We start from the raw sequence: 11715 nt of genomic DNA on the forward strand, positions 1-11715 counted from the left end.
GAAAATGAAGTCGTTGTTGAAATAGGAGCGGTGCAGAATCTTGCAGCACACCGAATTGAAAAATGTCTCCGCACACTCGGGCTGATGATGCGTGGTCAAGAGGCCGATGTAGTGCAGCTTGATCTGCTGCCAGATTTCGTCGTCGATATTCTCTGCGTCGTATTCGTCTTCTAGCAGCTTGACGCATTCCGCGACCCGTTCGTCATACGAAGTAATCCGCTCGCGCGCAAGGCGTTGTAGGCCATGCCAGTCACCGGCTTCGAACAGGGCCTTCGCGTGAATCGCGGCCTCGCGGAAGACGCGATAGTGACGATCGAACCCTTCGAGCATCGTTTGCGCGAGATCGAAGCCAATCTGCGACGACAGCAGTTTGGGAAAGTGATTCATGTCGACCGGGCGTCCGACACCAACCCCTGAGGCTCGCGTTTACCGCTTTCGAGCAGCGTGCGCGCCTGGGCTTCGTATTGCGCGAGGTCTTCGAGCGTCGCGTTCAGGTCCTCGAGCTGGCGCTCCAGTACCTCGCGATGCCGTGTCACTGTGGCGAGAAACGCGTGCAGCTGCGGCGTTGTGTCGGTCGGCGATTCGTACAGATCGAGCAGATCGCGAATCTCCGACAGCGTGAAGCCGAGCCGTTTGCCGCGTAACGTCAGTTTCAGACGCGTACGGTCCCGGCCCGAATAGACGCGCCGCAATCCACTTGACCCTTCCCGGCTTGGGGAGAGTAAACCCTGGTTTTCGTAGAAGCGGATCGCCCGAGGTGTGACGTCGAATTCGCGCGCGAGCTCGGTGATGGTGTATTGCGTGTTCATGGGGCGCCCCGTGGCCGGGCAGAAAAACCGATTGGACGATAGAATCGACGTTTACGTTATCGTCAACTTGAGTAAAGCGCAACCAGGGCGTGCGGCGACGAAGTGGCGGCTGTTGCCGCTGCAGCTATCACTGCGGTTACCGCACGTCCGATGGAACAAGACACCCACAATGAATGCTCTCGAACACCAACTCGACTACCCGTTCAACGACACCTTGCCGGAGGCGGGCCACGCATTTGAAGTGACGCCTGGCGTGTTCTGGCTGCGCATGCCGCTGCCGTTTGCGCTGGACCACATCAACCTATGGTTGCTGCGCGATGAGATCGACGGTCAGAAGGGCTGGACGGTGGTCGATTGCGGCATCACCTCGGACACGATCAAGGCGAACTGGGAGCAGGTGTTCGACACGGTGCTTGAGGGTCTGCCGGTGCTGCGCGTGATCGTCACGCATTGCCATCCGGATCACATTGGTCTTGCGCACTGGATCTGCACGGGTGGCGACAAGCAGCGCTGGGACGTACGTCTGTGGATGACGCTCGGCGAATACATGCAGGCGCGCGTGATGGCGTCAGGCGACGGCTCGAACGCGGGCGGCTCGGGCGCGGCGCGCCACTTCGCACTGCATGGGCTGACGGACGAGGTCTCCCTCGACAAACTGCGCAATCGCACAAGCTACTACTCGAACCTCGTGCCAGCGATTCCGGGCCAGTATCGGCGCGTACGCGAAGGGCAGGGCATCGTGATTGGCGGCAAGACATGGCGCGTCGTGACCGGCTTTGGTCACTCGCCGGAACACTGCGCACTACATAACGAAGCGGACGGCGTGCTGATTTCGGGCGACATGGTGTTGCCGCGTATCTCGACCAATGTCTCCGTGTTCGACATGGAGCCGGAAGGCACTCCGCTCGCGCTATATCTGGAATCGCTCGGGCGCTACGAGACGATGGCCGAGGATACGCTGGTGTTGCCGTCGCACGGCAAGCCGTTCCGTGGCGTGCGAACCCGCATCAGGCAACTGCGCGAGCACCACGATGCGCGGCTCGCCGAAGTGCGCGAGGCCTGTGCGCAGAGGCCGCAAAGCGCCGCGGATATCGTGCCGTTGATGTTCAAGCGGCAGCTCGATATCCATCAGATGACGTTTGCCATGGGCGAGGCGCTCGCGCATTTGCATTTGCTGTGGCTTGCGGGCGAGTTGAAGCGCACGCATGACGCGGATGGTGTGATTCGGTTTGCGCCGCTCTAGATCTTTGCTGATCTGCTCCGCGGAAAGAGAAAGGCCCGGTGCAATGCAACCGGGCCTTGTTGTTTGTGCTCGCAGCTTTTCGGCTCGGCGTAGCAGTCTTACTGCACAACCACCGACGTAAAGTTCTGCCGCCCAAACGGACTCACGTGATACCCGCTCACGTCGGTACGCGTGATAGCCGCAGCCGTCGGATACCCCAGCGGAATCCACAACGCCTGATCGTGAATGAGCTGCTGCGCCGCTTCATACGCCTTCGTGCGTTTGGCCTGATCCGGCGTGGCCTTCGCATCGGCGATCAGCTTGTCGAGATCGGCATCGCAAAAGCGCGCGAAGTTGATACCCGACTTCACCGCATTGCAGCTAAAGAGCGGCGTCAGGAAGTTGTCCGGATCGCCGGTGTCGCCAGCCCAGCCCATGAACAGCGTGTCGTGCTGGCCCTGCTTGGCTTCCTTGATCAACTCACCCCACTCGATCACCTTTACCTCTGCCTTCACGCCGATCTTCGCGAAGTCGGCCTGCAGCAGTTCGGCGCCGGCCTTCGGATTCGGATTGAGCACGCTGCCGGTGGGCCGCACCCAGATGGTGGTCGAGAAGCCGTTCGGAAAGCCAGCCTCGGCGAGCAGGTTCTTCGCCTTCACGGGGTCGTACGGCCAGGCCTTGACCGACTTGTTGTAGCTCCAGGTGTTCGGCGGATACGGATTCACGGCCGGACTCGCCGTGTTGTCGAACACGGTCTTCAGATACGTCGTCCGGTCGAAAGCCATGTTCAGCGCGGCGCGGACCTTCTGGTTATCGAGCGGCTTCTTGCCCGTATTCAGCGCGACGAACGCCGTCATGAACGCAGGCGTTTGCACGATCGCGAGCGACTTGTCGGTCTTCGCGTCGGCCACATCCTGAGGCTTCGGCGAGAGCGCGATCTGGCATTCGCCGGTCTTGACCTTCTGCGCCCGCACTGTGGCATCCGGCGTGATCGCGTAGATCAGGCGGTCGACCTTCGGCTTCGGACCCCAGTACGTCGGATTCACGTCATAGCGAATCACGGCGTCCTTCGTGTAGCTGTTCAGCACGAATGGCCCGGTGCCGATCGGTTTGGCATTCAGGTCGACCTGCTTGCCCGCCTTCAGCAGCTGATCGGCGTATTCGGCCGAGTAGATCGAGGCGAAGCCCATCGTCAGGATCGAGACAAACGTCGCGTCCGGCTGGTTCAGCTCGAACTTCACCGTGTTGTCGTCAACCTTCGCGACCGACTTGATCAGCTTCGGCAGCCCCATCGATTGCGCGTGCGGGAAGCCGCTCGCTCCCGTCACCTTGTGCCACGGGTTGCTGTCGTCAAGCATCCGGCTGAAGGTGAACACGACGTCGTCGGCGTTCAGCGCATGGGTCGGCTTGAAGTAATCGGTGGTCTGGAATTGCACGTTGGGGCGCAGATGGAACGTATAGGTGAGGCCATCGGCGCTCACGTCCCAGCTCTGCGCGAGCGCGGGCACCACTTTCTTCGCGGCCTCGTCGTAGGCGACCAGCGAGTTGAAGATCACGTCGGCTGACGCATTGGTCGTCACGAGCGAGTTGAACTGGACGACATCGAAACCGTCGGGGCTCGCTTCGGTGCAGACGGTCAGCGGTTTGGCCAGCGCGAGCGCGGGCGCCGTGACGAGTAGAGCGGCGATTACGGCGACGGGCAATTTAATGCGCATAGGATCTCCCATAACAAGCGCGGCTTGGCACGCGGCCTGCGCGGACCACCGACTTCATTGTGATACGTTTCCGGCGCTGGCGCAGGCGCTGCCTGCGCGAAACCGCCAGCGCGCAAGCTTATCGAAGGGTGGTTGTGCCGACAACAAATGAATCGGCATATCCATATGGACGCAGTGTCGCGGCTTTGAACACACTCGCGCTCACGGCCTGCCTGCCTTACTCGGCGGCGCGCGGCTTGCGCGGGGCCCTTTCGAAGGCGCGGTCGTAGATCCAGCGCGGCAGCACGTGCAACAGCATCGCCACAACGCGCATCTGCCACGGGAAAATCGCGAAGCGTGTTTTGCGCCCAACCGCATCGGCAACCTTCGCGGCAAAGCGGTCGGCGTCCATCAGGAACGGCATGCGATACGGATTGTGCGCGGTCATCGGCGTGCGGATATAGCCGGGAGCGATCGTCACCACGTTGACGCCTTTGGGCCGCATCTCGACGCGCAACGCCTCGAGATACTTGAACGCGGCGGCTTTGGAGGCGCTGTAAGCGCCCGAACCCGGCAAGCCGCGCACGCCGGCCACACTCGCCACGCCGACCAGAGAGCCGTTGCCTGCTGCCATCATGGCGGCCGCGAACGGCTCGAAGGTGGCGACCATGCCGAAGTAGTTGACGTCCATGACCTCGCGAAACGCGCGCAGATCGCCATGGCCGGTGACGGCGCCACGGCTCACGCCGGCATTGGCGATCACGATGTCCGGGCAACCGTAGTGCGCGATGAACTGCGCAGCGGCGGCCGCGAGCGCATCGGCGTCGCGCACGTCAGCGGGATAGATGGAGATGGGATGAGTCGGATGGGACTGCTGGAAGCTGGCGAGGGCTTCGCCGCGGCGGGCAACCAGGCCGAGAATCGCGCCGCGCCGCGCATATTCGGCGGCGAGCGCGAGGCCGATGCCACTGGACGCGCCGGTGATGAAAACCTTGAGGGTCGTGCTCATACCGGCGCTCCGGGCTTTACATCTTCTTCGCGCGGACCTGGGCGACGAGGTAGTCGAGGACCTGGATCGTGCCAGGCAGGCTGTTCGTCGCGGCCGGGCCGGTTTCATACTTGCCCTGCACGGCCAGCGTCGGCACGCCGTCGATCTTGTAGTCGTCCAGCATCTTCTTGTCGCGCTGGATCTCGCTTTGCGTCGAGAACGAGTTGTACGCGTCCATGTACTTCTTCGGATCCACGCCGTTCTTGGCAAGGAATTTGGCCTGATCTTCGGGCGTCAGCAGATAGTCCTTGTTGACGTGGATTTCGTTGAAGACCACCGGCGTGAGCTTTTCTGCGAGACCCAGCGCGTCGAGCGCGTGGTACATCCTCGAATGGGGGATGAAATCGTCGCGGAAGGCCACCGGCACACGCTTGAACACCACGTCCGGGCCTTGCTTTTTGATCCACGCTTCGAGGTACGGGTTGAATTCGTTGCAGTGCGGGCAGCCGTACCAGAAGAATTCGGTGACTTCGATCTTGCCGGCCGGCACGTCGACCGGTTGCGCCTGCGGCAGCACGGTGTAGTCCTTACCGGCGACGGGCGCGGCAGCCGATGCTTCTACGGCAGCGCTGGCGAGGCCGATTGAAAGAAAGAGAATGCTCAGCAGTTTTTTCATGTCTTGTTGACCCAATTAGGCGGAGTAACGGTGCTGCGGCGGTGCGGTGAACGCCTGGCCGTCACCGTTACGAGAGTTTGGTGGCAGGGCTCTGAGGTGCATGAGACTCGCGCCGCGCGCTGAGGTTCAGCGGCGGCGCATGACGGAACATTACTGCTTGGTAAAGCGGATCACGGCGGTATCGACCCCAGCGTCGGATAGACGCTGGCGGGCCGAATTCATGTCCTCGAACTTCGAAAACGGCCCGATGCGCACGCGGTAGTAGGTGACTCCGCCGGCATCGCGCTGCGTGACCTTCGATTCGAAGCCCTGGAAGGCGAGGCGGGCCCGCTGCTGCTCCGCATCCGCCGACGTCTTGTACGCGCCAACCTGCAGGAAATAGCCGCTGTTTGCGTCAGCTGCGTTCGAGGCAGGTGCGGCCGCCGTGCTCGGCGGGGCGCTGGTGGCCTGCTGCGGCTTCTTCACCACACCGGAGGCGGCCTGATCCTGCGCGGGCTGCGGCGCGACCGCGACACCGTTGTTAGCCGCCGAGCTGGCCGGCGGCACTTCGACGATTTGCGGTTCCTGCAACATGCCGCCCGGCGGATTTGCGCCGTTGGTCTGGCCCGGTGCAGTGTTCGGCGGGGCCGGCTGGTTAGCCTGCGGCACCGGCTGGCCCGGCGTTTTGCCTTGCAGCGGACGGTTCGGATCGTATTGCGCGTCGCTTGCGCTGGTGTCGGACGCCGCGGGCGGCGCGACCTTGGCGACGAATGGCGTAGGCGCCCGGGTGATATACAGCGCCACCACTACCGCGATTGCCAGGCCGACAATCAGGCCCAGTACGATGCCGAGAAATGTGCCCCCGGTTTGTTTCGACTGCTTTGTTGTGCGGCGTGGTTTTGCCATCGTCTAAATCACCTGCAAAAAGAATCCTGGAACGGTCGTCGATTATAACGACGGCCGAGTGCATGTCGTGCCGGAGGACTTACATCTTTTCGGGAGCAGAGACGCCGATTGTCGCAAGGCCGTTTGCCAGCACCTGACGGGTGGCGGCGAGCAATGCAACGCGGGCGTTACGCGCCGCTTCGTCGTCGACGAGGACGCGTTCAGCCTTGTCATTGTAGAACGAGTGGAATTCGCCCGCGAGGTCGCGCAGATAGAAGGCGACCGCGTGCGGCGCGAGTTCTTCGGCGGCGTGTTGCAGCATGTCGGGGAATTCCGCGAGCTTTTGCAGCAGCGCCATGGCGCGTTCGCTGGTCAGCAGCGACACGTCCACCGACGGCAGAATCGCCAGATCGGTGTTGTAGCGCGTCTTCGATTCGTTGATGACCGAGCAGATCCGGGCGTGGGCGTATTGCACGTAATGCACCGGATTCTCGTCGTTCTGCTTGAGCGCGAGATCGATATCGAACACGAATTCCGTGTCGGCCTTGCGCGAGATCAGGAAGAACCGCACCGCGTCGCGGCCACGGCGAATCGTTGCTTCGTCGAGCAGATCCGGCGAGGTTTCCGCGCCCGGCGTCGCGCCGCCCGACCACTCGATCAGGTCGCGCACCGTCACGTAGCTGCCCGCGCGCTTCGAAATCTTCACTTCCTGACCATCGCGCATCACCGTGACCATCTTGTGCAGGATGTAGTCGGGATAGCCCTTCGGAATACCGATGCCGAGACCCTGCAGGCCGGCGCGCACCCGTGCGATCGTGCCGTGGTGATCCGAGCCCTGCACGTTGATGACCTTGGTGAAGCCTCGATCCCACTTGGCGACGTGATAGGCGACGTCCGGCACGAAATAGGTGTAGGTGCCGTCGGTCTTGCGCATCACGCGGTCTTTGTCGTCGCCGTCGTCCGTGGTGCGCAGCCACAGCGCGCCTTCCTGCTCGTAGGTCTTGCCGGCGGCGATCAGCGCGTTTACCGTTTTCTCGACGCGGCCTTCCGCGTACAACGACGATTCGAGGTAGTACTGGTCGAATTTCACGCCGAACGCCTGCAGGTCCATGTCCTGCTCGTGGCGCAGGTAGGCGACCGCACAGCGGCGGATGGCCTCGAGGTTGTCCACGTCGCCTTCGCCCTTGACCGGCTCGACGTCTTTCGCGGCGACCGTTTCACCGTTCATGTAGTCGTGCGCAATGTCGGCGATGTAGTCGCCGTTGTAGGCCGATTCCGGCCAGCCGGCGTCGCCCGGCTTCAGGCCGCGGGCACGCGCCTGGGTGGAGACGGCCAGCGTATGGATCTGCACGCCCGCGTCGTTGTAGTAGAACTCGCGATGCACGCCGTAGCCCTGCGAAGCGAGCACGTTAGCGAGTGCATCGCCCAAGGCCGCCTGGCGGCCATGGCCGACGTGTAGCGGGCCGGTCGGGTTGGCCGAGACGAATTCGATCAGCACACGCTTGCCGGCATCGCGCTGCGAGCGGCCGAAGGCTTGCTGTTCTGCGAATACGGTGCCGATCACCGCCTGTTTGGCAGCGGGCGAGAGGCGCAGGTTGATGAAGCCTGGGCCGGCCACTTCGGCGCCCTGCACGAGGCCTTGAGCTTGCGGATGGGCGAGCACCGCGTCGACGATCTGCTGCGCGAGCTGGCGCGGATTTGCGCGCAGCGGCTTGGCGAGCTGCATCGCGACGTTGCAGGCGACATCGCCGTGAGCGGCGACTTTCGGGCGTTCCAGCGTAATGGTGGGAGCGACGAAGGCCGCTTCCGTGGCGCCTTGGGTCGCCTCGGCGACCTGCTTCACGGTGTCGGCGAGTAGTAGTTCGAGCGTTTGTTTCTGTGCGGGCAGCATGCTTGTTGCGAGTCCAGTGAGGCAGTGCGGTGAAACGGGGGCAGCGCGCGAGGCGGGGGCAGACCAGGGCCGATCCGCCGTGCGAGCCATTGTCCGGCACGCAGCGGCGCGCTTTTGCGTCAGGACGGATTTTAGCAGGTGCTAATATGTCCAATGAGATGCCCAACACAGGGCCGTGGCCGCCGGTGCTCGCCGGCCTGCCAACGAAACGCACGCAGACGGTCGTCCCACGGCCATCGGCGCGTAATCAAACAAATGAAAAAGGGAACAGTCATGCTGATTACTTTCAAATGCCGCGCGACTCCGGACGTGATGATGCTGGAGAATCTGGCGAATTATCTGGTCGGCATCGTCGGCAAACGTCTCGGTGAGCGCGGGGTCATCATGCACGATGAACTGGGTGAGGCAATCACCAAACTGGAATCGGCCATCAGCTCCGACAAGCAGGAACGCGCCGAGCACGAGGGCCACTTCCACGAGGGCGAAGAGGGCCACGAACACCACGAGATTCCGGTCGGCCTTGCGCAACGCGCCTATCCGTTCCTCGACATGCTGCGCGCCGCGCAAAAGGAAAACGCGGATATCGTCTGGGGCGTTTGACGGGCGCCTGCGCCGCTGCGGCTTTGCGCGCGGCGCGCAATTGCCTCGAAGTTAACGCCCGCGCTGGACCTGGTCACGCGCAATCGACGCATCCAAAGACAAGAGCCCGCTTAAAGCGGGCTCTTGTCTTTTATGCAACTGCATAAGCCAGCCATCCATCCATCGCGCCGCAACGACAACGAGCGTGAAAGCGACTGGCTGCGGGCGCTCGGCCGTCCGGATTTTTCGAGCCGGCGCGGTTTATTGGCTGGCGGCGGCCGGTGCAGCCGCTGCGGCCGAGGCGCCCTTCTTCGTCTTCTGCTTCTTCGGCTTTTTGACGTGCTTCTGGGTAGGCGGCGAGTACGAACTGACCGCGCTGCCGGCAGCCGGAGCGGCTGTCTGGGCGAAGGCTACAGAAGTACCGACTGCAAGGGAAAGACCAGCCAAAATCAACGTCAGCTTTTTCATGCGAGATTCTCCGTGTCGGTTGCAAGTAGTTGAGCCGACGCGTTTTATGGCCGCGTCTGGCAGGTAAGGCGCTTGCAGTCTACAAAGCCGAAAATCTGCCTGCCTGAAATATTCAGCCTTACGTTCTGGATATAGTGGGGTGGTTTTTGGCCGTCCCACGCCGCTTACCTCACAGCAGCGGGGCCAGGGCCCGTTCCGCATCCTGCTTCGACAACGCCATCCGCTTCGCGAAGTCTTCCACCTGGTCTGCGGCAATCTTTCCGACCGAAAAATAGGTGCTTTCCGGGTGCGCCAGGTAAAAGCCCGAGACGCTCGCCGCCGGCAGCATGGCGAGCGATTCCGTGACGCTCATGCCGATTTCGTCCGCACGGAGCACGTCAAACATGTCGCGCTTCACCAGGTGATCCGGGCAGGCCGGGTAACCGGGCGCGGGACGGATGCCGCGATACTTTTCGCCGATCAGGTCGTCGTTGGAGAGCGTTTCGTTCGTGGCGTATCCCCAAAGGTCGCGGCGCACGCGGGCGTGCATCGCTTCGGCAAAGGCTTCCGCGAAGCGGTCGGCGAGCGCCTTCAGCATGATCGCGCTGTAGTCGTCGTGATCCTTTTCGAACTGCTTTTCCTTCACGTCGACGCCGAGCCCCGCCGTCACCGCGAACATGCCGATGTAGTCGGCCACGCCGGAATCTTTCGGCGCGATAAAGTCGGCGAGCGACCGGTTCGGCCGCATCACGCCGTCCACTACCGGCCGCACGCTTTGCTGGCGCAGGTTGCGCCACGTCAGCGCGACTTCCGAGCGCGATTCGTCCGTGTAGATCTCGATGTCGTCGTCATTCACCGTGTTGGCCGGCAACAGCGCGATCACACCGTTGGCCTGCAGCCAGCGGCCCTGGATCAGGCGCGAGAGCATTGCCTTGCCGTCGGAGAACACGCGCCGCGCCGATTCGCCGACGATCTCGTCATTGAGGATCGCGGGGTACGGGCCGGCCAGATCCCACGTCTGGAAGAACGGCGCCCAGTCGATGTAGTTCGCCAGTTCGCCGAGGTCGAAGTTCTTGAAGATGCGGCGGCCGATGAATTTCGGCTTGACCGGCTGATAGCTCGTCCAGTCGATCTTCGTCTTGTTCGCGCGCGCTTCGGCCAGCGTGACCATGGGCTGCGCCTTGCGGTTGGCGTGCTGCTCGCGGATACGGTCGTAGTCGGTCTTCAGATCTTCCAGGTACTTCGCTGCGCCTTCGTCCGACAGCAGACTCGAGGCCACGGATACCGATCGTGACGCGTCGGGCACATATACCACCGGTCCTTCGTAGTGCGGCGCGATCTTCACAGCCGTGTGCACGCGCGAAGTAGTTGCACCGCCGATCAACAGCGGAATCTTCTTGATGCGGAAGTAGTCGTCGCGCTGCATTTCCGAGGCGACGTAGGCCATTTCTTCGAGGCTCGGCGTGATCAGGCCGGACAGCCCGATGATGTCTGCGCCTTCGACCTTCGCCTTCGCGAGAATGTCGTTGCACGCGACCATCACACCCATGTTGACCACTTCGAAGTTATTGCACTGAAGTACCACCGAGACGATGTTCTTGCCAATGTCGTGCACGTCGCCCTTGACGGTCGCGATGACGATCTTGCCCTTCGCGCGCACGTCGGCACCGGCTTCGGCCATCAGCTTCTTTTCTTCTTCGATGTACGGGATCAGATGCGCGACCGCCTGCTTCATCACGCGTGCCGACTTCACCACCTGCGGCAGGAACATCTTGCCCTGACCGAACAGGTCGCCGACGACGTTCATGCCATCCATCAGCGGGCCTTCGATCACGTTGATCGGGCGCCCGCCCGCAGCGGCGATCCTGGCGCGCACTTCCTCGGTGTCTTCGACAATGAAGTTGGTAATGCCGTGCACCAGCGCGTGGGCCAGACGCTTCTCGACCGGCTGGTTGCGCCACTCGAGGTTCTCCTCCTTTTTTGCCGCACCGGTCTTGAACTTGTCGGCGATTTCGAGCAGACGATCGGTGCCGTCTTCACGGCGGTTCAGCACGACGTCTTCAACACGCTCGCGCAGTTCGGGATCAAGGTCTGCGTACACACCGAGCTGGCCGGCGTTGACGATGCCCATGTCCATCCCCGCCTGGATCGCGTGGTAGAGGAACACGGTGTGGATCGCTTCGCGCACCGGATCGTTACCGCGGAACGAGAACGATACGTTCGACACGCCGCCGCTGATCTTTGCGTACGGCAGGTTCTCCTTGATCCAGCGCGTGGCGTTGATGAAGTCGACGGCGTAGTTGTTGTGCTCTTCGATGCCGGTGGCGACCGCGAAGATGTTCGGGTCGAAGATGATGTCTTCCGGGGGAAAGCCGACTTCGTTGACGAGGAAGTTGTACGAGCGCCTGCAGATCTCGGTCTTGCGCTCGTAGGTGTCGGCCTGGCCTTTTTCATCGAAGGCCATCACGACGGCTGCGGCGCCATAGCGGCGGATCAGGTTCGCGTGATGACGGAACGCGTCTTCGCCTTCCTTCAGCGAGATGGA

Annotated in this window: 11 protein-coding genes; 2 read left to right on the forward strand and 9 right to left on the reverse strand. The window is 62.4% G+C overall.

Going from position 1 to position 11715, the window contains the following annotated elements; all coding sequences use genetic code 11:
• Window positions 1-387: isocitrate dehydrogenase kinase/phosphatase AceK regulatory subunit (locus tag M0954_RS23100; protein ID WP_297355715.1), on the reverse strand; the 387-nt coding region annotated here is incomplete at its 3' end.
• A complete protein-coding gene (locus tag M0954_RS23105) occupies window positions 384-809 on the reverse strand; it encodes a MerR family DNA-binding transcriptional regulator (protein ID WP_297355717.1) in 426 nt (141 codons plus the stop codon). The genes M0954_RS23100 and M0954_RS23105, both read right to left, overlap by 4 nt.
• A gap of 169 nt (window positions 810-978) precedes the next feature.
• On the opposite strand from M0954_RS23105, the gene M0954_RS23110 reads away from it, so the two are divergent.
• Complete coding sequence (locus tag M0954_RS23110) at window positions 979-2052, forward strand: MBL fold metallo-hydrolase (RefSeq protein ID WP_297355719.1); 1074 nt, start codon at window positions 979-981, stop codon at window positions 2050-2052.
• Between the two features lie 98 nt (window positions 2053-2150).
• On the opposite strand, the gene M0954_RS23115 is transcribed toward M0954_RS23110, so the two are convergent.
• From M0954_RS23115 to argS, 5 genes are all read right to left on the reverse strand, one after another.
• Window positions 2151-3746 (reverse strand): ABC transporter substrate-binding protein, encoded by a 1596-nt coding sequence (locus M0954_RS23115; RefSeq protein ID WP_297355721.1) that lies wholly within the window; start codon window positions 3744-3746, stop codon window positions 2151-2153.
• 217 nt (window positions 3747-3963) lie between these two features.
• On the reverse strand, window positions 3964-4734 hold the full coding sequence (locus M0954_RS23120) for an SDR family oxidoreductase (protein WP_297355722.1): 771 nt from the start codon (window positions 4732-4734) through the stop codon (window positions 3964-3966).
• Between the two features lie 16 nt (window positions 4735-4750).
• Window positions 4751-5389 (reverse strand): thiol:disulfide interchange protein DsbA/DsbL, encoded by a 639-nt coding sequence (locus tag M0954_RS23125; protein WP_122153225.1) that lies wholly within the window; start codon window positions 5387-5389, stop codon window positions 4751-4753.
• A 150-nt stretch (window positions 5390-5539) separates the two neighbouring features.
• Entirely contained in the window at window positions 5540-6274 is a 735-nt protein-coding gene (locus M0954_RS23130; protein ID WP_122153226.1) for an SPOR domain-containing protein, read from the reverse strand.
• A gap of 79 nt (window positions 6275-6353) precedes the next feature.
• A complete protein-coding gene (gene argS / locus M0954_RS23135; protein WP_297355723.1) occupies window positions 6354-8144 on the reverse strand; it encodes an arginine--tRNA ligase in 1791 nt (596 codons plus the stop codon).
• A 273-nt stretch (window positions 8145-8417) separates the two neighbouring features.
• Between argS and M0954_RS23140 the strand changes: the two genes are divergently transcribed.
• Window positions 8418-8744 (forward strand): DUF1840 domain-containing protein, encoded by a 327-nt coding sequence (locus tag M0954_RS23140; RefSeq protein WP_122153228.1) that lies wholly within the window; start codon window positions 8418-8420, stop codon window positions 8742-8744.
• A gap of 240 nt (window positions 8745-8984) precedes the next feature.
• Here the strand turns inward: M0954_RS23140 and M0954_RS23145 are convergent, their stop codons facing one another.
• Together M0954_RS23145 and M0954_RS23150 are read right to left on the reverse strand one after the other, a co-directional pair.
• A complete protein-coding gene (locus M0954_RS23145) occupies window positions 8985-9191 on the reverse strand; it encodes an acid-shock protein (RefSeq protein WP_122153229.1) in 207 nt (68 codons plus the stop codon).
• A 169-nt stretch (window positions 9192-9360) separates the two neighbouring features.
• On the reverse strand, window positions 9361-11715 hold a 2355-nt coding region (locus tag M0954_RS23150), incomplete at its 5' end, for a vitamin B12 dependent-methionine synthase activation domain-containing protein (protein WP_297355725.1).

It is taken from the genome of Paraburkholderia sp. (assembly GCF_026225065.1).
In the GTDB taxonomy this organism is placed as follows: Bacteria; Pseudomonadota; Gammaproteobacteria; order Burkholderiales; family Burkholderiaceae; genus Paraburkholderia.

What these genes read in the sequence shown, in the direction of transcription:
- M0954_RS23105 (WP_297355717.1), bottom strand. Translation starts at nt 809, where the DNA reads ATGAACACGCAATACACCATCACCGAGCTCGCGCGCGAATTCGACGTC.
- M0954_RS23110 (WP_297355719.1), top strand. Translation starts at nt 979, where the DNA reads ATGAATGCTCTCGAACACCAACTCGACTACCCGTTCAACGACACCTTG.
- M0954_RS23115 (WP_297355721.1), bottom strand. Translation starts at nt 3,746, where the DNA reads ATGCGCATTAAATTGCCCGTCGCCGTAATCGCCGCTCTACTCGTCACG.
- M0954_RS23120 (WP_297355722.1), bottom strand. Translation starts at nt 4,734, where the DNA reads ATGAGCACGACCCTCAAGGTTTTCATCACCGGCGCGTCCAGTGGCATC.
- M0954_RS23125 (WP_122153225.1), bottom strand. Translation starts at nt 5,389, where the DNA reads ATGAAAAAACTGCTGAGCATTCTCTTTCTTTCAATCGGCCTCGCCAGC.
- M0954_RS23130 (WP_122153226.1), bottom strand. Translation starts at nt 6,274, where the DNA reads ATGGCAAAACCACGCCGCACAACAAAGCAGTCGAAACAAACCGGGGGC.
- argS (WP_297355723.1), bottom strand. Translation starts at nt 8,144, where the DNA reads ATGCTGCCCGCACAGAAACAAACGCTCGAACTACTACTCGCCGACACC.
- M0954_RS23140 (WP_122153228.1), top strand. Translation starts at nt 8,418, where the DNA reads ATGCTGATTACTTTCAAATGCCGCGCGACTCCGGACGTGATGATGCTG.
- M0954_RS23145 (WP_122153229.1), bottom strand. Translation starts at nt 9,191, where the DNA reads ATGAAAAAGCTGACGTTGATTTTGGCTGGTCTTTCCCTTGCAGTCGGT.